Here is a 25,179-nt window from a genome sequence, read left to right as displayed (position 1 = left end):
CGACCTACCGCCCGTACCCCGCCATCCGCTCCAGGCGGGCGATGCGCTCCGCCATCGGCGGGTGGGTGGAGAACAGCCTGGCGCCGGCCTCGCCCGGGCGGAACGGGCTGGCGATCATCATGTGGCTGGCCGTCTGGAGCTGCGGCTCGGGCGGGAGGGGCAGCTGACGGGTGCCGGCGTCGAGCTTCCGGAGGGCGCCGGCGAGGGCAAGCGGGTCGCCGGTGATCCGGGCGCCGTCGGCGTCGGCCTGGTACTCGCGGGAGCGGCTGACCGCCATCTGGATCAGTCCGGCTGCCAGCGGCCCGAGGATCATGATGGCGAGCACCCCGAACAGCCCCGGGCCGTCGTCGTCGTCGGAGCGGCCGAAGGGGACCAGCCAGGCGAAGTTGACCAGGAACATCACCACCGAGGCGAGTGCCCCGGCGACCGAGGAGATCAGGATGTCCCGGTTGTAGACGTGGCTCAGCTCGTGCCCGAGCACGCCCCGCAGCTCGCGCTCGTCGAGGATCCGCAGGATGCCCTCCGTGCAGCAGACCGCCGCGTTGCGCGGGTTGCGGCCGGTGGCGAAGGCGTTCGGGGCCGGGGTCGGGGAGATGTAGAGGCGGGGCATCGGCTGGCGGGCGGCGGTGGAGAGCTCGCGCACGATCCGGTACAGCTGCGGCGCCTCGAACTCGCTGACCGGCCGGGCCCGCATGGCCCGCAGCGCGATCCTGTCGCTGTTCCAGTAGGCGTAGGCGTTGGTCCCGAGGGCGATCAGCAGGGCGATCACGAAGCCGCCGCGACCGAAGAAGCTTCCGATGACCAGGATCAGCGCCGAGAGGCCGCCGAGCAGGACGGCGGTCCTCAGTCCGTTGTGCCGGCGGTGCACGTCAGGCCCTCCAATGGTGCGGTGGGGAAGCCCTTTCTGCCTCGTCCCTCTTGCCCGGTCAACGGGTGGGGCCGGGACCCTTGTTCCCTTGTGACCGACGCGACACCGCAGGGCGCGGCACCGCGGGACTCGACACTGCGGTGCGCCGCACCGCCCCGCACCCGGAGGCCGCCCGCCGGAGCGGGCCCCGGCTCAGAACAGGGAGCCGCCCGCGACCTGCAGGACCAGCTGCGGCGCCACCGAGAGGACCACCGCGACGCAGGCGGTGAGCCCGAGGGTCGCGGTCAGGCTGGCCGGCAGCCTGCGCTCGGCCCCGGCCCCGGTGCCCACCGGTTCCCCGGTCGCCGCCCCGTCGGCCGCCGGGGCGAACAGCCGCGCCGTCCAGAGCAGGTAGTAGTACAGGGCGACGACCACGTTGGCGGCCATCACGACGGCCAGCCAGCCCAGTCCGGCGTCGACGGCCGCGCGGAACACCACGACCTTGCCGAACAGGCCGATCACGCCCGGCGGCAGCCCGGCCAGGCAGAGCAGGAAGAAGGCCAGCGCCAGCGCCGTCCAGCGGCGGCGGGCGAACAGTCCGCGGAAGTCGTCCACGCTGGTTCCGGCGCGGCGGCCGACCGCCGCGACGACGCCGAAGGCGCCGAGGTTGACCACGCCGTAGATCAGCGCGTACGCGGCGGTGGCGCCGAGGGGGTCGGCCCCGGTGGGCGCGTAGCCGGCGGCGGCGAGCGGCACCAGCAGGTACCCGGCCTGGCCGACCGAGGACCAGGCGAGCAGCCGCACCGCGCTGTACCGGGTGTCGAAGCGCTGCCGCAGCGCGCCGACGTTGCCGACGGTCATGGTGACGGCGGCCAGTACCGCGAGCGCCAGGCCCCAGGTGTGCGCGTACGGGCGGAAGGCGATGGTGGTGGCGAGCGCGAGCCCGGAGAGGCCGGCCGCCTTTCCGACCACCGAGAGGTAGCCGGCCACCGGCAGCGGCGCGCCGGTGTAGGTGTCGGGCACCCAGAAGTGGAACGGGACGGCGGCGACCTTGAAGGCGAAGCCGACCAGGGTCAGCACCGCGCCGGCCTCGGCCAGCGGCTTGAGCTGTCCGGGGGCGTGCTCCAGGCCCTGGGCAACGGCGGCGAGGTGCAGGCTGCCGCTCGCGGCGTAGACGAAGCCGATGCCGAGCAGCATGACGGCGGTCGCGGTCACCGAGGAGACGAAGAACTTGAGCGCGGCCTCGGCGCCCCGGCCGTCCCGGCGCAGCGCGACGAGGGCGAAGGCCGGCAGCGAGGCGACCTCCAGGGCGATCACCAGGGTGGCGAGGTCGCGGGAGGCGGGCAGCAGGGCGGCGCCGGTGGCGCTGGAGAGCAGCAGGAACCAGTACTCGCCGCGGGGCAGCTTCTCGTCCTCGACCGTGTGGGCCGACAGCAGTGCCGCGATCAGCGCGCCGCCGAGGGCGAGCAGCTGGAACACCAGGGCGAAGTGGTCGGCGACGTAGGAGCAGCCGCCGTTGTCAGTGCCCCCTGCTACGTTCTGCACACAGAAGGTCGCTCGGGGTGAGCGTCCGGCGAGGGGGAGGAGTGCGATGAGGGCGAGGGCGAGTCCGGCCGCGGTGACGCGGCCGAGCCACTTCTTGTGCCGCTCGGGCAGGAACAGGTCCGTGATCAGCACGGCGAGGGCGGCCACGGCGGCGATCAGCGGCGGCGCGATCGCCACCCAGTCCACGGACTGGATCAGGCTGCCCGGGTTGGCTACGGCGAGGGAGGTCACAGTGTGCTGCCCCCTGGAGTGAGGTCCGAGTGCGGCGGTCTGGGCGGCGAGCACGGTCAGCCACCCCCGAGGAGGTGCTTGACGGCGGGGTTCGAGAGGGAGAGCAGCAGCGCGGGCCAGAGGCCGGCGAGCAGGGTGAGCGCGGCCAGTGGCGTCCAGCTGACCGCCTCGTAGCGGCGCAGGTCGGCCACCTCGGCCACCGGCGCGGGCTGCTCGGGGTCGCCCATGCAGACGCGCTTGACCACGATCAGCAGGTACGCGGCGGTGAGGAGGGTGCCGAGGCCGGCCAGGACCATGTAGGTGACGAAGGCGGGGCGTGACAGGCCCTGGGCGGGGTCGAACGCGCCGAACATGGCGAGCAGCTCGCCCCAGAAGCCGGCCAGACCGGGCAGGCCGAGGCTGGCGACGGCGGCGAAGGCGAGCAGTGCGCCGAGTCGTGGTGCCCGGCCGTACAGGGCGGCGCCGGTGGCGCCGGCGAGGGTGTCGAGGTCCGCCGTGCCGTAGCGGTCCTTGAGCGCGCCGACGACGAAGAACAGCAGACCGGTGATCAGACCGTGGGCGATGTTGGCGAACAGCGCGCCGTTGACGCCCACCGGGGTGAGGGAGGCGATGCCGAGCAGCACGAAGCCCATGTGGCCGACGGAGGAGTACGCGATCAGGCGCTTGAGGTCGCCCTTGGATCCGGGGCGGGCGAGCGCCAGGCAGGCCAGCGATCCGTAGACGATGCCGACGGCCGCGAAGGCGCCCAGGTAGGGGGCGAGCGTGGTGGTGCCGTCCGGCACGACCGGGAGGAGGACGCGGACCAGACCGTACGTGCCCATCTTCAGCAGCACGCCGGCGAGCAGCACCGAGCCCACCGTCGGGGCGGCGGTGTGGGCGTCGGGGAGCCAGCTGTGCAGCGGCCAGGCGGGGGCCTTGACCGCGAGCCCGACCAGGATCGCCAGCGCGGCGATCACCTGGGTGGTGTGGCTCAGGCCGCTGCCGTGTGCGGTGGCCAGGGCCTGCATGTCGAAGGTGCCGGCCTTGCTGCCGATCAGCAGGAAGCCGAGCAGCATCACGGCCGAGCCGAGCAGCGTGTAGAGGATGAACCGGTTGGCGGCCGGGACCTTGGCGCCGCTCCCCCAGCGGGCGATCAGGAAGTACATCGGGATCAGCACGATCTCGAAGGCCAGGAAGAAGAGCAGGAGGTCCAGCACCGCGAAGGTGGCGAGCATGCCGACTTCGAGGAGGAGGAACAGCCCGACGAAGGCCTGTGCGGACGGGACGGTGTCCCCGTTCGGCAGCCGCTTCTCCGAGTACAGCGCGCAGAGGAAGGTGAGCAGTGCGGTCAGCACGACCAGCGGCAGCGAGATGCCGTCCACGCCGAGGTGGAGGCGCACGTGCAGGGCCGGGATCCAGGACACGTCGGTGGTGGCCTGCATCCGGGCGGGTTCGTCGTGGTCGAAGCCGGCCGCGAGGGCGACGGCGAGCAGCAGCACCGCGCCGGTGACGACGGTGTTCAGCCGCAACGCCCGCCGGTCGGCGGTGGCCCGGTCCGGCCCGAACACCGGCGCCAGGGTGAGCGCGGCGCCGAGCAGCGGCAGCACCAGGAGGGCGATGAGGACCGCGTTCATCGGGGGCTCCTTGGTGCGGTGGTCGAGGGGGCGGAGGTGGAGGACTGCACCGGCTACACCGCCACCAGGACGGCCAGCAGGACCACGGCGGCCAGCAGGGCGCTGAGGTAGGTCTGCGCGTTGCCGGTCTGCGCGAGCCGGACGGCCCGGCCGAGCAGGTCGGCGCCCGCGCCGCTGCCGCGCACGTAGGTCTCGACGACCTCGCGGTCGAGGAAGCGGACCAGCCGGGCGGCGGCCGCCACCGGGCGGACGAACAGCGCGTCGTAGAGCCGGTCGACGCCGAAGCCGTGCCGGGCCGGGCCGAACAGCGGGCCGAGCAGGGTGCGCCCGGGGTCGGCGACGACCACCTCGGCGGCCGGGGCCGGGCCGCCGGTGCCCAGTCGGGCGGTGGCCGAGCGCCAGGCGCCGTACGCGGCGAGCACGCCGACCAGGGCGAGCCCGGTGCCGGTGACGGCGGTGACCCCGGAGGGCCGCAGCGGGCCGCCGTCCAGCAGGGCGGGCAGCCAGTCCGAGCGCAGGCCGGCGATGCCGAAGCCCATGGTCGGGACGGCCAGCACCCAGAGCGGCCAGCGCATCGCGGGCGGCTCGGCGGTGGCCGGGTCGGCCTCGTCCGGCTCGGGCGAGTACGGCGCGCCCGCTTCGTGGTCGGCCGCGGCGGTGGCCGGGTCGGCGGCTGGCAGCACCCGCGGCGCGGCGGCGGCACCGGTCGGGCTGTGGAAGGCCACCAGGAAGAGCCGGGTCGCGTAGGCGCCGGTGAGCAGCGCGGTGAGCGCGGCGGAGATCAGCACGATCCACCCGGCGGCCTGCGGCACCGCCGAGGCGGGGCCGAGCCCGTTGGTGAGCGCCTCGCCGTTGGCGGCGTGCTCGGCCGCGGTCAGCACCGCCTCCTTGCTGAAGAAGCCGGAGAACGGCGGCAGCCCGGCGAGGGCGACCAGGGCGATGCCCATCGTCCAGTAGGCGTCCGGGACGCGCTTGCGCAGCCCGGGGATCCGGGACATCACGGAGATCGAGTTGGTGTGCGCGGCGTGGATGACCACGCCGGCGGCCAGGAACAGCAGCGCCTTGAACGCGCCGTGGCTGACCAGGTGGAAGACGGAGGCCTCGCGGTCGCCGCTGGCCAGGGCGCCGGCCATGTAGCCGAGCTGGCCGACGGTGGAGTAGGCGAGCACCCGCTTGAGGTCGTCCTGGGCGAGCGCGCACAGCGCCGAGCCGATCATCGTCACGGCGGCCATCACCGCGAGCACGACCAGTGCCGCGCCCGAGAGCAGGAACACCGGCAGCAGCCGGGCGACCAGGTAGATGCCGGCCGCGACCATGGTGGCGGCGTGGATCAGCGCGGAGACCGGCGTCGGGCCGGCCATCGCGTCCGGGAGCCAGGTGTGCAGCGGGAACTGCGCGCTCTTGCCGGCGACCCCGGCGAGCAGCAGCAGCGCGATCAGCGTCGGGTGGCCGAGCCGGCCCTCGCCCGCGGCGGCCAGCACGTCCGGGATCCGGAAGCTGCCGGCGTCCGCGGCCAGCAGGAAGATCCCGAACAGGAACGGCACGTCGCCGAGCTTGGTGACCAGGAAGGCCTTGAGCGAGGCCGAGCGGGCGTCGGCGGTCTCCCAGTGGTGGCCGATCAGGAAGTACGAGCAGAGGCCCATGACCTCCCAGCCGACCAGCAGCACGATCAGGTCGCCCGAGTAGACCACCAGGAACATCGCCGCGGTGAACAGCGAGACCAGCGCCGCATACGAGGGGTAGCGCGGGTCCTTCTTCAGGTACGCGGTCGAGTAGACCTGGACGCAGGTGGCGACCAGGCCGACCAGCACCGAGATCAGCGAGGCGAAGCCGTCCAGGTGGAGGGCGAGCGCGATGTCCGGGCCGCCGGTCGGGGTGAGCCGGGTGGCCGCGTCGAGGGTCCGGCCGGTGCCGAGCTGGAGGGCGACCACCAGGGCGAGCACGGCCGAGACGGCGACCGGGACGATCGCCAGCGGCCGGGCCAGCCCGGGCGCCTTCCTCCCGACGGCCAGGGTCGCGGCCGCGCCGAGCACGGGCAGCGCGGGGACGAGTACGGGCAGGGCGAGGTTCATGCGGCGGCCTGGCCCTTCAGCGCCTCGGCTCCGGCCGGCGCCTCCTCGGTGGCGAGCGCCTCGGCCGGGTCGCCGAGCGCGGTGGCCCGGTCGATGTCCGCGGTGCCCCGGGCCCGGAACAGCAGCAGGACGATGGCGAGTCCCAGCCCGATCTCGGCGGCGGCGACGGTGATGGTGAACAGGGTGAGCGCCTGCCCGGCGTGCAGCGAGTCGCGCAGCCAGACGTCGAAGGCGACCAGGTTGAGGTTGACGGCGTTGAGCATCAGCTCGACGGACATCAGGACCAGGACGGCGTTGCGCCGGGCGAGTACGCCGTACACGCCGACGCTGAACAGCAGCGCGGCGAGGACGGCCGGGTAGGCGAGGTGCATCAGCTCTCCTCCGACGCGGCGGGCGCGGACGGTGCGTCGGACGAACCGGCGGACGGGGCGTCGGACGAACCGGCGGCCGAACCGGCGGCCTCCGGGGCGGTGCGCGGCGCGGTCGCGGCGACGGTCCCGTTCGACCCGACCGGCCGCCCGGCGCGCAGCTTGCCCGCCCGGGGCGCCGGCACCCGGCGCTTGTCCCCGCGCGACAGCACGATCGCGCCGACCAGCGCCGCCAGCAGCAGGACGGACAGCGCCTCGAAGGGCAGCACCCAGTTCCGGAACAGGCTCGCCCCGGTGACGGCGGCGGAGCCACCGCCCGCGCCGAGGTCGATCCAGGAGGTCCGGAAGGCGTCGACGACCAGCGTGACCAGCGTCCCGGCCGAGGCCAGCGCCACGGCCAGGGCCACCCAGCGGTTCTTGGAGTCGGCGTCCGGCGAGCGGCCGATCGGCGCCTTGGTGAGCATCAGCCCGAACAGCACCAGGACGACGACCGAGCCGAGGTAGATCAGCACCTGCACCCAGGCGATGAACTCGGCCGTGAGCAGCAGGAACTCCACCGCCAGCCCGCCGAGCGCGACGATCAGCCAGAGCGCGGCGTGCACCAGCTGCTTGGTGGTGACGGCGACCACGGCCGAGCCGAGCACGGCGATGCCGACCAGCAGGAAGACGATCTCCTGGCCGGTCGGAGACAGGAACGAGCGGGCGGCCGGCTCCAGCGAGCCGGTCGCCGCGAGGAGCGTGGCGGCGGGACTCATGCGTCGTCACCCTTCTCCTCGACTGCCACGGCGGCGGCCGCGGCGGCGGCCACGGCCAGCTTGTCCGCGGCCTTGCGCGCGGTGGCGATCTCCTTGGGCTCCTCGGCCGCCGGGTCCAGCGCCGGCGGCGCCGGGACGGTCCACATCCACTCGCGGAGCTTCTCCCGCTCGTGGATCAGCTCAAGGATGTCGGTCTCCGCGTACTCGAACTCCGGCGACCAGAACAGCGCGTCGAAGGGGCAGACCTCGATGCAGATCCCGCAGTACATGCAGAGCGAGAAGTCGATGGCGAACCGGTCCAGCACGTTGCGGGTGCGGGCCCGGGCGTTCGGCTCGGCGGCCGGCAGCGTCTCCTTGTGGGAGTCGATGTAGATGCACCAGTCCGGGCACTCGCGTGCGCAGAGCATGCACACCGTGCAGTTCTCCTCCAGCAGCGCGATGACGCCGCGCGAACGCGGCGGCAGCACCGGCTGCACGTCGGGGTACTGCGCGGTGACGGTCTTCTTCGTCATCGTCCGCAGCGTCACGGCCAGGCCCTTGGCGAGCCCGGCACCGGGGAAACTCATGCGCCCGCCTCGCTTCGCTCAACAGGGGCATTCGCCCATACGCACCTAACGATGATTCGCTCGCTTCGCTCGCTCATGAGATCGCCACCTTGATGATGCCGGTGAGGGCCAGCTGGACGAGGGCGAGCGGGATCAGCACCGCCCACGCGAAGCGCATCAGCTGGTCCTCGCGCAGCCGCGGGTAGGTGACCCGCAACCAGATGACCACGAAGGCCAGCGCGAAGGTCTTGAGGATCATCCAGAGCCAGCCGAGCTGGTCGGACATCGGCCCGTGCCAGCCGCCCAGGAAGAGCACCGCGGTCAGCGCGGACACCACGAGGATGCCCACGTACTCGGACAGCAGGAACAGCGCGAACCGCAGACCGGTGTACTCGGTGTACGCGCCGAAGATGATCTCCGAGTCGGCCACCGGCATGTCGAACGGCGGCCGCTGCAGCTCGGCCAGGCCCGCCGTGAAGAACACGAACGCGCCGATGATCTGCCAGGGCAGCCAGTACCACTGCCAGGAGTCCACGATCCCGGGCAGCGAGAGCGTGCCGGCGGCCATCGCCACCGAGGCCGCCGCCAGCACCATCGGCAGCTCGTACGACATCAGCTGCGCGGCCGTCCGCAGACCGCCGAGCAGCGAGAACTTGTTCGCCGAGGCCCAGCCGGCCATCAGCTTGCCGATCACGCCGACGCCCATCACGGCCAGCACGAAGAACAGCCCGGCGTCGACCGCCTGGCCGACGAAGCCGTTCGGGCCGACCGGGATCGCCAGCAGTACGAAGAGGTACGGCAGCAGCGAGACGGCGGGCGCCAGCTGGAAGATCCGGCGGTCCGCCCCGGCCGGGACGATGTCCTCCTTCTGCGCGAACTTCACGCCGTCCGCGACGAGCTGCGCCCAGCCGTGGAAGCCGCCCGCGTACATCGGGCCGAGCCGGCCCTGCATGTGCGCCATGACCTTGTGCTCGGTCTGGCCGATGACCAGCGGGAAGGTGAGGAAGACGACGAGGGTGGCGAGGCAGCGCAGCACCGTGTCGAGCAGGTTCACGTGCCGTCTCCGTCCCGGTCGGCCGGATCGGCCGCCGTCTCGTCCTTCTGCTCCGGCCCGCCCGGCCCCGCCGCGGGCTCGTCGCCCTTGGGCGCCGCGGGCGCGCGGCCCGACGGCTCCTCGTCGTGGGCCGGCACCGGGTTGTGCCAGGGCGCGTCGGCGGACGAGGGCCGCGCGGGAGCCGGACGCACCGGCGCCGGCTCGTCGCCGGTCTGGCTGACCGAGCCGGCGGAGACCGACCGGGTCCGCCGAGGCCGGTCCGCCCGCACCGCGGGCGTCTCCTCGGCGGGGGCGGCGGCAGCAGCGTCCCCAGCAGCGGAAGCCGGCGCAGCAGCGGTATCAGGAGCAGCCTGGCTGGCCGACCCCTCCGCCACCGTGCGCGTCCGCCGCGGCCGGTCCGCCCGCACCGGCGCGCCCTCGGCGGCACCGGCACCAGCAGCGCCGGCACCAGCAGCCGCACCGGCGGCAGCCGCCGCCCGGGGCGTGCGCGCCGCCGCGCCCGCCGCCCGCGCACCGCGCGCGGGCCGCTCGGCGACCGGCGGCAGGGTGCCCTTGAGCGGCCCCCACTCGTTCGGGTCCGGCACGCCGGCCGGCTGCATCTTGCGCCGGGCCGGCCCGCCGCCGTGGTCCGACTCGCCCGGCTCCTTGGCGCCCGGCCAGTCCTTGGCGACCCGGGCCGCGAGCACGAACTCCTTGCGCAGCGGGTACCCCTCGAAGCCGTCCGGCAGCAGCAGGGTGACCAGGTGGGGGTGCCCGGGGAAGTCGATGCCGAACATCTCGTGGGTCTCGCGCTCGTGCCAGCCGGCACCGGCGTAGACGGCGACGGCGGTCGGCAGTGCCGCCCCGTCGCGCGGCACCCGGGTGCGCAGCGCGAGGTGCCGCACGCCCGGCGCCTCGACGGCGGCCAGGTGCGCGACCACGGAGAAGCCGTCGGCGAGCTCGTCGACGGCGCTCAGCCAGTCGAAGAAGCCCAGGCCCAGGACGTCCCGGGCGTTGGTGAGCGCCTCGATCCAGTTCTCGGCCGGGACGTCGACGGTGATCAGCCCGTACGCCTCGGCGCCGGTCGCCCACTCCCCGACCGACGCCGCGCACTGCTCGGCCGTGAGCCTCTCGGCAGTTCGCTCGCTGCGCTCGCTCATGAGACCCCTCCCTCGTGCGAAGAACCGGCCGCGGGTCCCCCCTGGGGCCCCGCCACCAGCGGACGGCGCAGCGCCGCCGCGGGCGCGGCGTAGCGCGCGGGCAGGGACTCCTCGGCGATCTTCTCCTGCAGCTTGAGGATGCCCTGGAGCAGTGCCTCGGGCCGGGGCGGGCAGCCGGGCACGTAGACGTCGACCGGGATGATCTGGTCCACGCCCTTGGTGACCGAGTACGAGTCCCAGTAGGGGCCGCCGGAGTTGGAGCAGGCGCCGAAGGAGATGACGTACTTCGGCTCGGGCATCTGCTCGTAGAGGCGCTTGACGGCGGGCGCCATCTTGTCGGTGACGGTCCCCGAGACGATCATCAGGTCCGCCTGACGGGGGCCGGGCGCGAACGGGATGACGCCCATCCGGATGAAGTCGTGCTTGGCCATGGACGCGGCGATGAACTCGATCGCGCAGCAGGCCAGGCCGAAGTTGAAGCACCAGAGGCTGTAGCGACGCCCCCAGTTGAGCACCACCTTGACCGGGTCCGGCGCGAGCCGGGCCAGCGGGCCGAGGCCGCGGCGCTCGACGGCGCCGGGGCGCGCGGGGTCCGGCAGGCCGAGCGGGACCGGGCCGCCCTGCGCGCCGTGCGAGTGGGAGTGCGTCACGTCCATTCCAGAACGCCCTTCTTCCAGGCGTAGAGCAGCCCGACCGCGAGGAAGCCGATGAAGAGGAACATCTCGATCAGCGTTCCGGCGCCGTACCCGGCGGTGGCGAAGACGGTCGCCCACGGGAACAGGTAGATCGCGTCGACCGCGAAGATCACGTACAGGAACGCGTACACGTAGTAGCGGATCTGGGTGTGCGCCCAGTCCTCGCCCACCGGGTCCACGCCGCACTCGTAGGCGAGGAGCTTCTCGGGCGAGTGGACCACCGGCCGCAGCAGCCGGTTGGCGGTGAACGCCACGGTCACGAAGAGCACCCCGACGACGGCCAGCAGGCCCATCGCGGCGTACGCGTCGAAGTAGCCGCCGCCGGCCGCCGGGTCGGCCGCGACGGCAGCCGTGTGCTGCCCCTCCATGCCTTCCGCCTCCACCTCGGCCGTGGATCCGCCCCTCAAGGCAGTTCTACGACGTTTCCTCGCACGGTCACAACCACGGTCACAATCGCGATCACGATCACGATCACAACCATGGCCAATGCGTGAGTCTAAGGGGACGGCTCGGCGCCACCCGAACCCTGCCCACTCCACAAGACGACCCGTGGACACCCCGGTGAGCACCCGGCGGCCCGGACCGGGGTGGGGATAACCCCCGGCCGGGAAGATGTATCACCCCCATGGCATCCACCGCCCCCGGTTCGGGAAGCTTGGTCCAGTCACACGATCAAGAGGGACGGTAGATCCGGATGAAGCCGCTGCACCGCCGCGCCGTGGACGCCATCAAGGAGCAGGACGCCCGGATGGAGCGCCCGCCGCTGTACGGCGCCCGGATGTGGCGCCAGGCCGGGCAGCTGCTGCTGAACCTGCCACTGGGCATCGCCGGCTTCGTCCTGGCGGTGGTCACGCTCTCGGTCGGCCTGGGCCTGGCCGTCACCGTGGTCGGCCTGCCGATGCTGGCCGCCGGGCTGTCCACCCAGCGGGTCCTGGGCGCGCTGGGCCGCCGCCGGGCCCGGTCGGCGTACGGCTCCGCGATCGACGAGCCGGAGCCGGTGCGCCCGCGCCGCCCGGGGGCGGTCGGCTTCACCATCGCCCACCTGACCGACCTGCTGAACTGGCGCACGGCGCTCTACAACGTGCTGATGCTGCCCTGGGGCATCATCAGCTTCACCCTGACCCTGGTCTCGATCGTGGTGCTGTGGCCGGTGCTGCCCTGGGTGATCCGCGGTCTGGCCGCGGTCGACCGGATCCTGATCGAGTCGCTGCTCTTCCCCGGGGCCCTGGCCGAGCGGGTGCGCGAGCTGGAGGAGGACCGCGGCACGGTCGTCGACACCGCCGCCGCCGACCTGCGCCGGATCGAGCGCGACCTGCACGACGGCGCCCAGGCCCGGCTGGTGGCGCTGGCGATGGACCTCGGCATGGCCAAGGAGCGGCTGCGCGAGGTCGAGAGCGAGGACGACGTGGCGGTCGCCGCGAAGATGGTCGACAACGCGCACGGCGAGGTGAAGCTGGCCCTGCAGGAGCTGCGCGACCTGGCCCGGGGCATCCACCCGGCGGTGCTCACCGACCGCGGCCTGGACGCCGCGCTGTCCTCGGTCGCGGCCCGCTGCACCGTCCCCGGCGGGGTCAAGGTGAACGTGGACCTGGCCGGCCGGGACGGCGAGCCCGAGCGTCCGGACTCGGCGGTCGAGGGCATCGCCTACTTCACCGTCAGCGAGCTGCTGACCAACGTCTCCAAGCACGCCGGCGCCCGGACCGCGTCCGTCGACGTCTGGCGCTCCGACGACCAGCTGATGGTGCTGGTCCAGGACGACGGCAAGGGCGGCGCGGCCCCCTACCCGGGCAGCGGCCTGGCCGGGCTGGCCGAGCGGATCCGCGCGGTGGACGGGGTCTTCCTGGTGGAGAGCCCGGAGGGCGGCCCGACCACCGTCACGATCGAGCTGCCCTGGCGCACCCGCACCGCCCGCCGCTGACCCGCGGGGCGTCGCAACGGAGCCGGGCCCCCGTCGAGGCAGTGACGGGGGCCCGGCTCCGGTCCGGTACGGCGGCCGGTCCGCGGAACCCTTGCGCGGCGTGCGGCCCGGCGGCGCCGTACCGGGGTTACGGGGTTTCCAGCGTGCCGAGCGTGACGTCGGCGGTCTTGGAGGCGCCGTCCCGGGTGTAGGTCACGGTGACCTTGCTGCCCGGGGTGAGCGCGGCGAGCGTGGTGGTGAGCGCGTTCAGCGAGTCGACCTGGGTGTCGCCGATCCTGGTGATGACGTCCCCGGCCTGCAGCCCCGCCGAGGCGGCCGCGCCGCCCGGGCTGACCGCCACGATCACCGCGCCGGCCGGCTGGAACTGCTGGTTGAAGCTGGTCCGGGCGGTGATGCCGAGCGCGGCCCGGCCCGAGTTGGTGACCTTGCCCTGTTTGATCAGCTGGTCGGCGATGCTGGTGATGGTGGACGCCGGGATGGCGAAGCCGATGCCGGGGGCGGCCGCGCCGTTGGCCTCGGGCTCGGTGGCGGCGAGCGTGTTGATGCCGATCACCTGGCTGTTCAGGTTGACCAGCGCGCCGCCGCTGTTGCCCGGGTTGATCGCGGCCGAGGTCTGCACCATGTTGCCGATGGTGGCGCCCGGAGAGCCGCCGCCCCGGGGCTCGGAGACCGTCCGCCCGGTGGCCGAGACGATGCCCTGGGTGACGCTGCTGGAGAGCCCGAGCGGGCTGCCCATGGCGAGGGTGATCTGGCCGAGCTCGACCTTGCCGGAGTCGCCGAAGACCGCGGGCTTGAGGCCGCTCGGCGGGCTGCTCAGCCGGATCACCGCGAGGTCGGAGTCGGGGTAGCTGGCGACCAGGCTCGCGGCCAGCGAGGTGGTGCTGTTGGCGAGGGTCACGGTGAAGGTGGTCGCGGTGCCGACGACGTGGGCGTTGGTGACGATGTCGCCCTTGTCGTCGTAGACGATCCCGGAGCCCAGGCTGTCGCCGGTGGTGATCTGCACCACCGAGGGCAGCACGTCGGCGATCACCTTCTGGTAGGCGTCCTGCAGCTGGTTCCCGCTCTGCGCGGGGGCCGAGGAGGCCGGCTTGGTGCCGGAGCCGGAGGGCGAGCCGGAGGAGGACGCGGTCGGGGCCGGGGAGGACGCCGAGGAGGACGAGCCGCCGCTGCTGCACCCGGTCAGGGCCAGCGCGGCGGCCACGGCGACCGCACCCGCCGCGGGCAGCCGCACCTGGGCCGCCTTCGGCCCGGTCGGCCGGGGCCCGGCCGGCACCGGGCGGGTGTGTTCCTTCTTACGGCTCACCTGGCTGCCTCCGATTCGTCACCACGCCGAGGGCGCGGGCATGAGAGCACGGAAATCTTTGTCAGCATTTCACCGTTTTGTCCGGTTCGCTGGCCTGACTCGCCCGAAAGGCCCACGGAAGCGGAAGACCTAGGATTCGCGGCATGACTTGGTTGATCACCGGCGGTGCCGGATACATCGGCGGACACGTCGTCCGCCAGCTGCTCGACGCCGGTGAGCGCGTTGTCGTCCTGGACGACCTGAGCACCGGGGACGCGTCCCGGCTCCCGGCCGGGGTCCCGCTGGTCGAGGGCTCCACCCTGGACCGCGCCGTCCTGGACGCGGCGATCCGCGAGCACGGCGTCGAGGGCGTCCTGCACTTCGCCGCCAAGAAGCAGGTCGGCGAGTCGGTCGAACGGCCCTTCCTGTACTACCGCGAGAACATGATCGGCCTGCAGACCGTGCTGGAGGCCGCCGCCGAGGGCGGGGTCAAGCGCTTCCTGTTCTCCTCCTCCGCCGCCGTCTACGGCATGCCGGACGTCGACCTGGTCACCGAGACCACCCCGTGCGACCCGATGAGCCCGTACGGCGAGACCAAGCTGGCCGGCGAGTGGCTGGTCGCCGCGGCCGGCAAGGCCCACGGCATGTCCACCGTGGCCCTGCGCTACTTCAACGTGGCCGGCGCCGCCTCCCCCGAGCTCTCCGACGCCGGGGTGTTCAACCTGATCCCGATGGTCTTCGAGCGGCTCACCGCCGGTCAGGCGCCGCGGGTCTTCGGCGACGACTACCCGACGCCGGACGGCACCTGCGTCCGCGACTTCATCCACGTCTCCGACATCGCCTCGGCGCACGTGGCGGCCGCGAAGCGGCTGGCCGCCGACCCGGCCGGGGAGACCACGCTGGTGCTCAACATCGGCCGCGGCGAGGGCGTCAGCGTCCGGGAGATGCTGGCGGTGATCGGCGAGGTCACCGGCCACGACACCACCGCCGAGGTGACGCCGCGCCGCGCCGGCGACCCGGCCCGGGTGGTGGCCTCCGCCGACCTGATCCACCGCGAGCTGGGCTGGACGGCCCGCCACGGCGTGAAGGAGATGGTCGCCTCCGCGTGGGACGGCTGGTGCGTCCGCCACCCGGAGGCCCGCAAGGGCTGACGGCCCCCGGGACCGACGCGCCGAGGGCGGCGGGGCCGGTGCCCCGCCGCCCTCGGCTGCTCGACGTCGGCTCGGCGGCGGCTCAGCGGGCCGGCACCGCCGTGCCGTAGAAGGCGTCCAGCGCGTACACGCAGCGGTCCTTGGAGCCCACGAAGACCCGCCCGCCCACCGCCACCGGCGAACCGGTGAGCTCGCCCTTGGTGCCGAGCTCCCAGCGCAGCTGACCGCTCGCCAGGTCCAGGGTGTGCAGCGAGTGGTCCCGGCTGCCCAGGTGCACCAGCCCGTCGGCCAGCGCCGGGGAGCCGACGATCTCGCCGCGCGCGGTGTAGCGCCAGCGCTCCCGCCCGGTCGCCGCCTCGAAGGCGTACAGCACCTCGCCGCTGCCGACCAGCACCATGCCGTCCCCGACCACCACCGGCTCGGCGCCCTGGCGGCTGCCGGTGACCCCGCGCCAGCGGTCCAGCCCGGTGGCCGCGTCCAGCGCGTAGACCGTGCCCAGGTAGTCGGCCACGTAGACCGCGTCGGCGTCCAGGGCGGGCGGGGTGAACAGCACCACCGGGGCCTCGAAGCGCCAGCGCTCCGCCCCGCTGGCCGCGTCCAGCGCGTACACCCGGGTGCCGGCCGTGACGTACAGCACGCCGCCGCGCTCGACCGGGTGCGAGGGCACGTCCTCGCCGACCGGGAAGGACCAGCGCAGGCCCGCGCCGCGCGGGTCCACGCAGCGCAGCCGTCCGGCGCCGTAGTAGTACGCGGCACCGGCCACCAGGACCGGGCCGGACTGCGGGTTCTCGTAGTCCTGCTGGGCGTCGTCGGCGCGCCACAGCTCGGCGCCGTTGGCCGCCGAGCGGAGCTGGACGCCGCCGCCCCTGATGCCGCAGCAGAGCACGCCGTCGGCGGCGGAGAGCGAGTAGACCCAGCCGTCCAGCGAGGTGCGCCAGCGCTCGGCGCCGTCGGCGGCGTCCACGGTGTACAGGTGCGGGCCGTCCGCGGCGTGCACCCGGCCGGCGTCCACCGCGAGCGCCCAGGCGACGTCCCGGGTCTTGTAGCGGCGCTCTCCGGAGCCGATGTCCAGCGCGTGCACCTCGAAGCTGGAGACGAAGAGCGTGCCGTCGGCGACCACCGGGGTGCCCCAGACGTCGTTGGACATCCGGAACCGCCAGGGGCGCCAGCGGGCGGCCGGGACCGCCGGGGGCGGCGGGGTGGGGGCCGCCCGGCGGACCCAGCCGGTCGCGGCCGGGGCGGTGTTCGGACCGGGCTGCTCGTGCTCGGCTCGCGGCCCCGGGCCTATCCGCACCGAGGCACCGGACAGCTGCACCTCGACGGCGCCGCCGCCGGTCGGCGCCCGGTGCCGGTTCGGCGAGGCGATCTTCGCGGTCGGGATCTCGGCGTCGGAGCCCTGGGCGGGCCGCGGCGCGGTGTGCACCGGCCCGGCCGGGGGCTGGGCGTGCCGGCCGCCCGGATCGGTGCGCGGGTCGGCCGGCCCGTGGGGCTGCGGCGGGACCTGCGGGTGCGGCGGCGCGTGCGGGGGCGGCTGCGGCGGCTCGACCGGGCCCTGGGGCGGGCGGGGCGGCGCCGCGGCCGGACGGCGGCCGCGCTTGCGCTCGATCAGTTCGAGCGCGTTCGGCGGCAGCCAGTCCCCGACCTCTCCGCCCGCGTCGTCCCGGGAGAACAGGTGCGGGGCCAGCTCGGCCTGGATCTGCGCCGGGGTGGGCCGCCGCTCGGGCGCCTGCTGCATGCAGGCCCGGACCAGGTCCATCAGCTCCGGCGGCATGCCGGTCAGGTCCGGCTCCTCGCGCAGCAGCTGGAACACCGTCTCGACCGGGTTGGACCCGCGGTACGGCGGGTGCCCGGTGGCGCAGAAGACCATCAGCGAGCCGAGCGAGAAGACGTCGCTGGCGCCCCGGACGGTCCGGCTGTCCCGGGCCTGCTCGGGGGACATGTAGGCCGGGGTGCCGACCGCGACATTGGTCATGGTGAGCCGGGTGCTGGAGACCCCGGACGCGATGCCGAAGTCGATCACCTTCGGGCCGTCCTCGACCACCAGGACGTTGGAGGGCTTGAGGTCCCGGTGGATCAGCCCGGCTGCGTGGATCGACTGCAGGGCCTCGGCGATGCCCGCGACCAGCCAGCGGGTGGCCTCCACCGGCAGCGGGCCGCAGTCCTCGACCAGGTCCTCCAGGGAGGGCGCCGGGATGTACGCGGTGGCCAGCCAGGGCACCCGGGCGTCCGCGTCGGCGTCCACCACGGCCGCCGTGTAGAAGCCGCCGACCGTCTTGGCGGCCGCGATCTCCCGTGCGAAGCGGACGCGGAACAGCTCGTCCTCGGCCAGCTCCCCCCGGACGGTCTTGATGGCCACTCGTCGCCCGGACGCGGACCGCGCCAGGTAGACCAGCCCCATCCCACCCGCGCCGAGCCGCCCCAGCACCTCGAAGGGCCCGATCCGCCTCGGATCGTGCGCCGTCAGCTGGTCCACTCCGCTGCCACCTCCCCGTTGTCCGCACCCGCCGCGTGGTGCCGGACCCGATTCTCCAATGCCGCCCGGCGCATCTCCAACATCCCCCGCCCGGAGAGCACCGCGGAGCGCCCCCCGGCAGGCCGGGACGGAACGGCCGGATTCTGACGCCCGCTCCGGCCGCGGCTTGCGCCCGGGGCTCCGGACCGTCCACTTCCGGACGGTTCGCCGACCACCCTCCATGGTCACGATCTGTCACCGGACCACCCCTCAGCGGACTCGCCGTCACGCTGTGAGATCAAAGGCACACGGGGGGGCTTCAACAGGGGCTTCGGGGCCCGGTGAATATCCGTCCGAAGCGGTTCATGCCGCTATACCAACCCCCGTGCGGAGTAATAGTCGCATCACCGAATCGCGCCAAGATCGTGCCACGGTAAGCTGACGGCATGACAGGACAAGTTCGCACCGTCGACGGTCGCGTCGCCGGGCGACGCGGACAGGAGACGCGGCAGAAGCTGCTCGACTGCCTCCGCGAGATGCTCAGCACGTCGCCCTATCGGGACGTCAAGGTCATCGACGTCGCCCGTATGGCGGGTACCTCCCCCGCGACCTTCTACCAGTACTTCCCGGATGTCGAGGGCGCAGTCCTCGAAATCGCCGAGGAAATGGCCAAGGACGCCGACACCCTCAAAGAGCTGGTGGCGGGAAAGTCCTGGGCAGGGAAGTCCGGACCGACCACTTCGGAAGAACTGGTCGACGGATTCCTCGCCTTCTGGCGCAAGAACGACGCCATTCTCCGAGTGGTCACGCTCGGTGCCGCCGAAGGGGACAAGCGGTTCTTCAAGATCCGCATGACGGTCCTCAACGCGGTCGCCAAGCCACTCGCGGAAGCCGTCAAGGAACTCCAGGCGAAGGGTCAGGCCGACAAGTCGCTCGACCCGAACGCCGTCTCCGGGGCCCTGGTCTCGCTGCTCGCCTCGGCGGCCGAGCACCAGAAGGCCTTCACCTCCTGGGGCGTCAAGGTCAAGGACCTCAAGCCCAACCTCGCTCCCCTGGTGTACCTGGGCGTCACCGGCAAGAAGCCGCCCAAGTAGACCGGACCCGCCACGACCCACCATCCGCTCCGCGCGCGACCCCGGCCTCCTGTCCGGGGGAACGACGGACGGCGGCCGTGTCCTCGGGGGAGGTCCGCCGACGTACCGCACGCGCGCCAGACATGCCGGTGGGCGGGCACCCCACGAGGGTGCCCGCCCACCGGCGTTCGTTTGTCAGGCGAGCGGGCGCCCCGCCCCGGCTCTTCGGCTCGGGGCGAGTGGGCGACCCGCCCCGAGCCGAAGGGCCGCGCCGGTGCCGAAAGGGAGAAGCGAGGAGGTCCGAGGGACGAGGGCCTTGGAGCGCCGACCGTCGGCGCCGGGTCTGAGCGGCCCGGAGGCGAGTGGGCGAATCAGGGACAGCGCACGACCTGGCCGGCGTAGGCCAGGCCGCCGCCGAAGCCGAAGAGGAGGACCGGGTCGCCGGGCGAGAGCTCGCCGCGTTCGACGAGCTTGGAGAAGGCCAGCGGGATCGAGGCGGCCGAGGTGTTGCCGGAGTCGACCACGTCCCGGGCCACCACCGCGTCGGCGAGGCCCAGCTTCTTGGCGATCGCGTCGATGATCCGCAGATTGGCCTGGTGCGGGACGAAGCCCTTCAGCTCGGCCGGGTCGATCCCGGCCCGCTCGCAGGCCTCACGGGCCAGCGGGGCGAGCTGGGTGGTGGCCCAGCGGAACACCGACTGGCCCTTCTGGCTGATCACCGGGTCCCAGCCGGTGATCACCACGGCGTCGCCCTTCTCCGGCTCGGAGCCCCAGACCACCGGCCCGATGCCGGGCTCGGCATCGTCCTCCTGGGCCTCGACCACCGCGGCGCCCGCGCCGTCGCCGAAGATCACGCAGGTGGAGCGGTCGGTCCAGTCGAGCGTGTCGGACATCCGCTCGGCGCCGATCACCAGCGCGCGGCGGGCCGCGCCGGCCCGGATCGCGTGGTCGGCGGTGGCCAGGGCGTACGAGAAGCCGGAGCAGACCGTGTTGATGTCGTACGCGGCGGGCGAGCGCACGCCGAGCCGGGCGGCCACGGCGGCGGCCGTGTTGGGGCTGCGCTCGATCGCGGTGCAGGTGGCGACCACGACGAGGTCGATCTCCTCCGCCGTCCGGCCGCTGTTGGCGAGCGCCTTCTGCGCGGCCTCGGCCGCGAGGTCGACGAGGGTCTCGCCCTCGGCGATGTGCCGGGTCCGGATGCCCACCCGGGTACGGATCCACTCGTCGTCGGTGTCGACGAGCGCCGCCAGGTCGTCGTTGCTGAGGACCTTGGGGGGCTGGTAGTGCCCGAGTGCCACAATGCGCGAACCGCTCATGTTGCCATGGAACCGGGTTACCCGCTGGTCAGCCGGGCACGACCGGCGACAGGATCCGTGCTCATGATCTGTAGGGGGTCGACAAGGGGCCTTGGGGGGCCCGGGTCGTTCCCGGGTCAGGCGGCGAGGGTGGCCGTGTCGCCCATCACGATGACGGGGTGGGCCGCCGGGTCCAGGGTACGGATCAGCTGGGCCATCTTGTCCTCGGGGATCGACACGCAGCCGTGGGTGGGGCCGTCGTGGTCCACGTGGAGCCAGATGCCGCCGCCCTTCTTGGAGCCCATCGGGCGGCGCGCGTCGAGCGGGGAGTTCCCGGCGACCCGGTTGTAGTTGATCGCGACCACGTAGTCGAAGGAGCCGGCCAGCTGGTCGCCGAAGAAGCCGGTGCCGGAGACCACGAAGCTCGGGTCCTTGTCGTACGGGAGCTTGCTGCCGGGGTCGGCCTTGCGGCCGCCCGCGTCGGTGAGGCTGAAGACGCCGATCGGGCTGCGCAGGTCGCCCTCGTTGTGGTCGGCGGTCCAGCCGTTCTTGCCGTTGTGGCCCTGCCAGGTCTCGCCGGCCAGCCAGCGGCCCTCGGGGGTGCGGGTCCAGAGCACGACGGTGTTCTTGTCGGTGTTCTTGTCCGCGCCGGAGGCGACCACGACCTGGGTGGTCTCGGTGGGGATCTTGGCGGTGAAGGCGGCGCCGAGGCCGGGTATCGCGGCCACCGAGGCGTCCGGGCGGGCCTCGCCGCGGGCGGCGGCCTGGGGCGCGGCCTGCCGGTCGGCGGCGGCCTGGACGGCGGCGGGGGCCGGGGCGGGCTGGTCGGGCTTGCTGACGCCTTCCGGGCCGGGGCCGTCGGCGGCGGTGAGCCCGGGCTTGGCGCCGTCCTGGCCGACGGCGTACCAGCCGGCGGTGGCCGCGACCAGCAGGGCGGTTCCGGCCATCACGGCCTTGCCGTGACGTTTCTGCTTCACCTTGCGCCGCCGGCCCCGGGCGGCGGCCCGGCCGCCCTCGACGGGGGCGGCGAGGGGCACCACGGGGGCGAGCGGCTCGGGGGCGAACACCTCGGGGTCGAGCGGCTCGGGCGCCGGCTCCTGGCCGACGGGCTCCGGCACGGCCTCGTACGCCCCGAACGGCTGGTCGTACACCTCGAAGTACCCGTCAGGGGCCTGCTCGTACGACTGCCCGGCCGGCTGCTGGTACGCCGGCCCGGCCGGGGCCTGCTCGTACGACGACCCGTGCGGCTGACCGTACGACTGCTCGTAGGACTGCTCGTGGGGCTGCCCGTAGCCCTGTTCGTAGCCCTGCCCGTACGGCTCGTACGACTGGTACACGCCCTGGTCGTACTCCTGCCCGGCCGGCTGCGCGTACGCCTGCCCGGCCGGCTGAGGGTACGGCTCGTACGTGCCGTACGGCGCCCCGGGAGACTGCTGCGGCACCCCGTACACCGGCTCCCGCGTCGGCTCGTACGGCGGGTACTCGGTGGCGCGATGAGAACCGGACATGCCGTCGATCCTGCCAAACGCCGTACCCGTTGGTAAACCCGGGTCACGTGCGGAGGCCGTGAAGGCAACCGCCGCCCGGGCCGGAGAGCGGCCCGGGCGGCGGGGAAGTGCGCTGGCCGGAGCCTCGGTCAGAGGCGCATGGCCTGCGGGGACTCGCGGCGCATCGGGTCCGGGCCCTCGTACTCGCGGATGATCTCGTAGCGGGTGTTGCGCTCGACCGGGCGGAAGCCGGCGTCGCGGATCAGGCCGAGCAGGTCGTCGCGGCCGAGCTTGTTCGGGGTGCCGAAGTTGTCCGCGTCGTGGGTGATCTTGTACTCGACCACCGAGCCGTCCATGTCGTCCGCGCCGTGGCTGAGCGCCAGCTGCGCGGTGGTGACGCCGTGCATCACCCAGAAGACCTTGACGTGCGGGACGTTGTCGAAGAGCAGCCGGGAGACCGCGAAGGTCTTCAGCGCCTCGGCGCCGGTGGCCATCTCCGTGCGGGCCATCAGCTTGTTGCGCACGACGCCGTCCTTGGAGTCGTGGAAGTCGTGCTGGTAGCGCAGCGGGATGAAGACCTGGAAGCCGCCGGTCTCGTCCTGCAGCTCGCGCAGCCGCAGCACGTGGTCCACCCGGTGGCGGGGCTCCTCGATGTGGCCGTACAGCATGGTGGCGGGCGTCTTGAGGCCCTTGGCGTGCGCGAGGCGGTGGATCCGCGACCAGTCCTCCCAGTGGGTGTCGTGGTCGACGATGTGCTGGCGGACCTCCCAGTCGAAGATCTCCGCGCCACCGCCGGTCAGCGACTCCAGGCCGGCGTCGATCAGCTCGTCCAGGATCTCGTCGGCGGGCAGCCCGCTGATCTTCTCGAACCAGTGGATCTCGGTGGCGGTGAAGGCCTTCAGCGAGACGTTCGGCAGCGCCGCCTTGAGCTCCCGCAGCGAGCGCGGGTAGTAGCGCCACGGCAGGGTCGGGTGCAGACCGTTGACGATGTGCAGCTCGGTGAGGGAGTCGACCTCCATCGCCTTGGCGAGACGGACGGCCTCCTCGATGCGCATCGTGTAGGCGTCCTTCTCGCCCGGCTTGCGCTGGAACGAGCAGTACGCGCAGGACGCGTTGCACACGTTGGTCATGTTGAGGTGACGGTTGACGTTGAAGTGGACGACGTCGCCGTTCTTCCTGGTCCGCACGTGGTGGGCCAGTCCGCCCAGCCAGGCCAGGTCGTCGCTCTCGTAGAGCGCGATCCCGTCCTCGCGGGTCAGCCGCTCACCCGCGTAGACCTTCGCCTCCAGCTCGCGCTTGAGTCCTGCGTCCATGCGGTGCCCCGCCTCCTCCGACATTCGATTCCTTGCCGGAACGAGCGTACGCCTATGTGGTCAGCAGCTCCGCGAGCAGTGTGGGTTCGATGTTCCCGCCGCTGACCACGGCCGCCACCTCCTGGCCCCCGGTTTCGGCGGCGCGGTGGAAGTAGGCGGCCGGGGCGACCGCCCCGGAGGGCTCGGCGACCAGCCGGCCGCGGCGGGCCAGCAGGGCGACGGTGGCGCGGATCTCGTCCTCGGTGACGGTGACGATGTCGTCCACGTAGGCGGTGATGTGCTCGTACGGCAGCACGCCGACGGACGGGGTGCGCAGGCCGTCCGCGATGGTGCGGTAGGTGTCGGCGACCGGCCAGGCGAGCCGGCGGCCGGCCCGCAGACTGTCCCGGGCGTCGGCGGCCAGCTCGGGCTCGACGCCGATCACCCGGATGCCGGGGCGGGTGAGCTTGAGCGCGGCGGCCGTGCCGCCGATCAGCCCGCCGCCGCTGACCGGCACCAGGACGGTGTCCAGCCCGGCCGGGGCGTCCTCGGCGATCTCCAGGCCCACCGTGCCCTGGCCCGCGATGATGAACGGGTCGTCGTACGGCGGCACCCAGACGTAGCCGTGCTTCTCGGCGAGCTCGCCGGGCACGGTGTCCCGCTCGTCCGGGCCGACCAGGATCACCTCGGCGCCGAACGCCCGGGTGTTCTCGACCTTGACCCGCGGCGAGGTGTCCGGCATCACGATGACGGCCTTGATGCCGAGCAGCTCCGCCGCGTACGCCACCGCCTGGGCGTGGTTGCCGCTGGACTGGGCGACCACGCCGCGGGCCCGTTCGTCCGCGGTGAGCGCGGCCAGCCGGTTGTAGGCGCCGCGGGTCTTGAAGGCCCCGGTCGGCTGGAGGTTCTCGGGCTTCAGCCAGAGCCGCCGGTCCCCGTCGGCCGCCCAGGGCGCGGGGACCAGCGGGGTGCGCACGGCGACCCCCGCGATCCGCTGCCGAGCGGCGTTCAGTTCCTCCAGGCCGACCAGTGCCATGCGTCATTCCCCTTCAGGAGGCAGTTCGCTCACCCGGTTCTCCCACTTCGTGGAGAGTACGACGGTGGTGCGGGTCCGGGCTACGCCCTTGGTGCCCGAGATCCTCTTCACCACCGACTCCAGGCCGGCCACGTCGGCCACCCGGACCTTGAGCATGTACGAGTCGTCGCCGGCGATGAACCAGCAGTCCTCGACCTCGTTGAGGTCCTTCAGCCGGAACGCGACGTCCTCGTGGTCGGCCGCGTCCGTCAGCTGGAGGCCGATCAGGGCCGTGACGCCGAAGCCGAGCGAGGCCGGGTTGACCGTCGCGCGGTAGCCCGTGATGACCCCGGCCTGCTCCAGGCGGTTGATGCGGTCCGTGACGCTCGGGCCGGAGAGTCCGACCAACCGGCCCAGCTCGGCGTAGGACGCACGGCCGTTCTCCCGGAGCGCCTGGATGAGCTGTCTGTCCACCGTGTCCATATACCGTCCGCGTCCTTCCGAACCTCTCCAGACCCACAGATCATTATCCGGATTCAAAGGCGCCGTGCGCCGACCGACCCGGATATCGCAGAGAAGATACTCTCCCGCCCCCGGCCTCCTTACTCCCCCTCAGGTGGTACGGCCGCATTCGCGTCGGTCCGGCGGGCGGCGGCCCCCAACTCCCCCTCCCAGCGCAGGTACAGGGAATGCGGCACGTCGACGGCGTCCAGCACCCGTCCGGCAACGAAATCCACGAGTTCGCGCACGGTGGAGCCGCCGGCGTAGAAACCGGGCGAAGCGGGCAGGACCACCGCGCCCTGCGCGTCGAGTTCCACCAGGTGCTTCAACGTCACCCCGTTGAGTGGCGTCTCACGCACGCACACGACCAGGGGGCGGCGCTCTTTCAGGGTGACACTGGCCACCCGCTGCAGCAGGTCCTTGCTCAGGCCGAGCGCGATCCCGGCCACCGCGCCGGTGGTCGCGGGCACCACCAGCATGCCCTTGGCCGGGTAGGAGCCGCTGGACGGGCCGGCCGCGAAGTCCCCGGCGGGCCAGTAGCGGACGTCGCCCAGGGCGCCCCCGGAGGCCTCGGTGTCCTCGGTGTCCCCGGAGGCCTCGAAGCCCAGCCAGGCAGCCAGGTCGGCGCGCCAGTGGGCGTCCCGGAAGGAGATCCCGGTCTCGTCCAGGATGGTGAGCCGGGCGGCCCGGCTGACGATCAGGTCCACCGCCTCACCGGCGGCCAGCAGCCCCCGGATCACCGAGGCCGCGTACGGCGTCCCCGACGCGCCCGAGACCCCGACCACCCACGGCTGACGCTTCGCTGTTCCCATGGGGCATTTCTATCCGGCTTCCCCCGGCGGAGCCGCA

At 73.2% G+C, this 25,179-nt stretch carries 22 protein-coding genes; 3 read left to right on the top strand and 19 right to left on the bottom strand.

Annotation, left to right across the window (positions count from 1 at the left end; translation table 11 throughout):
* Positions 1-4: 4 nt before the first annotated feature.
* The 11 genes from htpX to ACYP53_RS11200 form a co-directional block, all read right to left on the bottom strand.
* Positions 5-868, bottom strand: a complete 864-nt coding sequence (gene htpX / locus ACYP53_RS11250) for a zinc metalloprotease HtpX (protein WP_459647313.1) — start codon at positions 866-868, stop codon at positions 5-7.
* Between the two features lie 192 nt (positions 869-1,060).
* Positions 1,061-2,623 (bottom strand): NADH-quinone oxidoreductase subunit N, encoded by a 1,563-nt coding sequence (locus tag ACYP53_RS11245; RefSeq protein ID WP_459647312.1) that lies wholly within the window; start codon positions 2,621-2,623, stop codon positions 1,061-1,063.
* 56 nt (positions 2,624-2,679) lie between these two features.
* Positions 2,680-4,236: a complex I subunit 4 family protein gene (locus ACYP53_RS11240; RefSeq protein WP_189915999.1), complete on the bottom strand. Its 1,557-nt coding sequence runs from the start codon at positions 4,234-4,236 to the stop codon at positions 2,680-2,682.
* A gap of 53 nt (positions 4,237-4,289) precedes the next feature.
* On the bottom strand, positions 4,290-6,308 hold the full coding sequence (locus ACYP53_RS11235; RefSeq protein ID WP_189915998.1) for an NADH-quinone oxidoreductase subunit 5 family protein: 2,019 nt from the start codon (positions 6,306-6,308) through the stop codon (positions 4,290-4,292).
* Positions 6,305-6,679, bottom strand: coding sequence for an NADH-quinone oxidoreductase subunit NuoK (gene nuoK, locus ACYP53_RS11230; protein WP_459647311.1), 375 nt, complete (start codon positions 6,677-6,679; stop codon positions 6,305-6,307). The genes ACYP53_RS11235 and nuoK overlap by 4 nt, the downstream gene beginning before the upstream one ends.
* A complete protein-coding gene (locus ACYP53_RS11225; protein ID WP_189915996.1) occupies positions 6,679-7,431 on the bottom strand; it encodes an NADH-quinone oxidoreductase subunit J family protein in 753 nt (250 codons plus the stop codon). The genes nuoK and ACYP53_RS11225 overlap by 1 nt, the downstream gene beginning before the upstream one ends.
* Entirely contained in the window at positions 7,428-7,997 is a 570-nt protein-coding gene (locus ACYP53_RS11220) for a NuoI/complex I 23 kDa subunit family protein (RefSeq protein WP_459647310.1), read from the bottom strand. The genes ACYP53_RS11225 and ACYP53_RS11220 overlap by 4 nt, the downstream gene beginning before the upstream one ends.
* A gap of 73 nt (positions 7,998-8,070) precedes the next feature.
* Positions 8,071-9,030, bottom strand: coding sequence for an NADH-quinone oxidoreductase subunit NuoH (gene nuoH / locus ACYP53_RS11215; protein ID WP_373313718.1), 960 nt, complete (start codon positions 9,028-9,030; stop codon positions 8,071-8,073).
* A complete protein-coding gene (locus tag ACYP53_RS11210) occupies positions 9,027-10,169 on the bottom strand; it encodes an NADH-quinone oxidoreductase subunit C (protein WP_459647309.1) in 1,143 nt (380 codons plus the stop codon). Before ACYP53_RS11210 ends, nuoH begins: the two co-directional genes overlap by 4 nt.
* Complete coding sequence (locus ACYP53_RS11205) at positions 10,166-10,825, bottom strand: NADH-quinone oxidoreductase subunit B (RefSeq protein WP_229928566.1); 660 nt, start codon at positions 10,823-10,825, stop codon at positions 10,166-10,168. Before ACYP53_RS11205 ends, ACYP53_RS11210 begins: the two co-directional genes overlap by 4 nt.
* Complete coding sequence (locus ACYP53_RS11200; RefSeq protein ID WP_229928565.1) at positions 10,816-11,232, bottom strand: NADH-quinone oxidoreductase subunit A; 417 nt, start codon at positions 11,230-11,232, stop codon at positions 10,816-10,818. The genes ACYP53_RS11205 and ACYP53_RS11200 overlap by 10 nt, the downstream gene beginning before the upstream one ends.
* A 326-nt stretch (positions 11,233-11,558) precedes the next feature.
* Here ACYP53_RS11200 and ACYP53_RS11195 point away from each other — a divergent pair, with 326 nt between their 5' ends.
* Positions 11,559-12,782, top strand: coding sequence for a sensor histidine kinase (locus ACYP53_RS11195; protein ID WP_189915992.1), 1,224 nt, complete (start codon positions 11,559-11,561; stop codon positions 12,780-12,782).
* A gap of 127 nt (positions 12,783-12,909) precedes the next feature.
* Here the strand turns inward: ACYP53_RS11195 and ACYP53_RS11190 are convergent, their stop codons facing one another.
* Positions 12,910-14,085: a S1C family serine protease gene (locus tag ACYP53_RS11190; protein WP_459647308.1), complete on the bottom strand. Its 1,176-nt coding sequence runs from the start codon at positions 14,083-14,085 to the stop codon at positions 12,910-12,912.
* Between the two features lie 143 nt (positions 14,086-14,228).
* On the opposite strand from ACYP53_RS11190, the gene galE reads away from it, so the two are divergent.
* Entirely contained in the window at positions 14,229-15,215 is a 987-nt protein-coding gene (galE, locus tag ACYP53_RS11185; protein WP_459647307.1) for a UDP-glucose 4-epimerase GalE, read from the top strand.
* An 82-nt stretch (positions 15,216-15,297) separates the two neighbouring features.
* Here the strand turns inward: galE and ACYP53_RS11180 are convergent, their stop codons facing one another.
* Positions 15,298-17,688, bottom strand: coding sequence for an outer membrane protein assembly factor BamB family protein (locus tag ACYP53_RS11180; protein WP_459647306.1), 2,391 nt, complete (start codon positions 17,686-17,688; stop codon positions 15,298-15,300).
* A gap of 425 nt (positions 17,689-18,113) precedes the next feature.
* On the opposite strand from ACYP53_RS11180, the gene ACYP53_RS11175 reads away from it, so the two are divergent.
* Entirely contained in the window at positions 18,114-18,761 is a 648-nt protein-coding gene (locus ACYP53_RS11175) for a TetR family transcriptional regulator (RefSeq protein ID WP_189915989.1), read from the top strand.
* Positions 18,762-19,111: 350 nt separating this feature from the next.
* On the opposite strand, the gene ACYP53_RS11170 is transcribed toward ACYP53_RS11175, so the two are convergent.
* From ACYP53_RS11170 to ACYP53_RS11145, 6 genes are all read right to left on the bottom strand, one after another.
* Positions 19,112-20,056: a beta-ketoacyl-ACP synthase III gene (locus tag ACYP53_RS11170; RefSeq protein WP_189915988.1), complete on the bottom strand. Its 945-nt coding sequence runs from the start codon at positions 20,054-20,056 to the stop codon at positions 19,112-19,114.
* A gap of 116 nt (positions 20,057-20,172) precedes the next feature.
* Positions 20,173-21,543 (bottom strand): L,D-transpeptidase family protein, encoded by a 1,371-nt coding sequence (locus ACYP53_RS11165; protein ID WP_459647305.1) that lies wholly within the window; start codon positions 21,541-21,543, stop codon positions 20,173-20,175.
* Positions 21,544-21,671: 128 nt separating this feature from the next.
* Complete coding sequence (mqnE, locus tag ACYP53_RS11160) at positions 21,672-22,835, bottom strand: aminofutalosine synthase MqnE (protein WP_189915987.1); 1,164 nt, start codon at positions 22,833-22,835, stop codon at positions 21,672-21,674.
* A gap of 52 nt (positions 22,836-22,887) precedes the next feature.
* Positions 22,888-23,850, bottom strand: a complete 963-nt coding sequence (locus ACYP53_RS11155) for a threonine ammonia-lyase (RefSeq protein WP_189915986.1) — start codon at positions 23,848-23,850, stop codon at positions 22,888-22,890.
* A gap of 3 nt (positions 23,851-23,853) precedes the next feature.
* Positions 23,854-24,312, bottom strand: coding sequence for an Lrp/AsnC family transcriptional regulator (locus tag ACYP53_RS11150; RefSeq protein ID WP_030232219.1), 459 nt, complete (start codon positions 24,310-24,312; stop codon positions 23,854-23,856).
* A gap of 119 nt (positions 24,313-24,431) precedes the next feature.
* Positions 24,432-25,142: a UbiX family flavin prenyltransferase gene (locus tag ACYP53_RS11145; RefSeq protein ID WP_459647304.1), complete on the bottom strand. Its 711-nt coding sequence runs from the start codon at positions 25,140-25,142 to the stop codon at positions 24,432-24,434.
* Between the last annotated feature and the right edge of the window lie 37 nt (positions 25,143-25,179).

This window comes from Kitasatospora sp. Ki12 (assembly GCF_054601375.1).
The sequence above is the reverse complement of the archived record's forward strand: the minus strand, read 5'-3'. Positions and strand labels throughout refer to the sequence as shown.

Coding starts and splice junctions, on each gene's coding strand:
- ACYP53_RS11240 (WP_189915999.1), bottom strand. CDS start 4,236: ATGAACGCGGTCCTCATCGCCCTCCTGGTGCTGCCGCTGCTCGGCGCC.
- ACYP53_RS11235 (WP_189915998.1), bottom strand. CDS start 6,308: ATGAACCTCGCCCTGCCCGTACTCGTCCCCGCGCTGCCCGTGCTCGGC.
- nuoK (WP_459647311.1), bottom strand. CDS start 6,679: ATGCACCTCGCCTACCCGGCCGTCCTCGCCGCGCTGCTGTTCAGCGTC.
- ACYP53_RS11225 (WP_189915996.1), bottom strand. CDS start 7,431: ATGAGTCCCGCCGCCACGCTCCTCGCGGCGACCGGCTCGCTGGAGCCG.
- ACYP53_RS11220 (WP_459647310.1), bottom strand. CDS start 7,997: ATGAGTTTCCCCGGTGCCGGGCTCGCCAAGGGCCTGGCCGTGACGCTG.
- ACYP53_RS11210 (WP_459647309.1), bottom strand. CDS start 10,169: ATGAGCGAGCGCAGCGAGCGAACTGCCGAGAGGCTCACGGCCGAGCAG.
- ACYP53_RS11205 (WP_229928566.1), bottom strand. CDS start 10,825: ATGGACGTGACGCACTCCCACTCGCACGGCGCGCAGGGCGGCCCGGTC.
- ACYP53_RS11200 (WP_229928565.1), bottom strand. CDS start 11,232: ATGGAGGGGCAGCACACGGCTGCCGTCGCGGCCGACCCGGCGGCCGGC.
- ACYP53_RS11195 (WP_189915992.1), top strand. CDS start 11,559: ATGAAGCCGCTGCACCGCCGCGCCGTGGACGCCATCAAGGAGCAGGAC.
- galE (WP_459647307.1), top strand. CDS start 14,229: ATGACTTGGTTGATCACCGGCGGTGCCGGATACATCGGCGGACACGTC.
- ACYP53_RS11175 (WP_189915989.1), top strand. CDS start 18,114: ATGACAGGACAAGTTCGCACCGTCGACGGTCGCGTCGCCGGGCGACGC.
- ACYP53_RS11170 (WP_189915988.1), bottom strand. CDS start 20,056: ATGAGCGGTTCGCGCATTGTGGCACTCGGGCACTACCAGCCCCCCAAG.
- ACYP53_RS11165 (WP_459647305.1), bottom strand. CDS start 21,543: ATGTCCGGTTCTCATCGCGCCACCGAGTACCCGCCGTACGAGCCGACG.
- mqnE (WP_189915987.1), bottom strand. CDS start 22,835: ATGGACGCAGGACTCAAGCGCGAGCTGGAGGCGAAGGTCTACGCGGGT.
- ACYP53_RS11155 (WP_189915986.1), bottom strand. CDS start 23,850: ATGGCACTGGTCGGCCTGGAGGAACTGAACGCCGCTCGGCAGCGGATC.
- ACYP53_RS11150 (WP_030232219.1), bottom strand. CDS start 24,312: ATGGACACGGTGGACAGACAGCTCATCCAGGCGCTCCGGGAGAACGGC.
- ACYP53_RS11145 (WP_459647304.1), bottom strand. CDS start 25,142: ATGGGAACAGCGAAGCGTCAGCCGTGGGTGGTCGGGGTCTCGGGCGCG.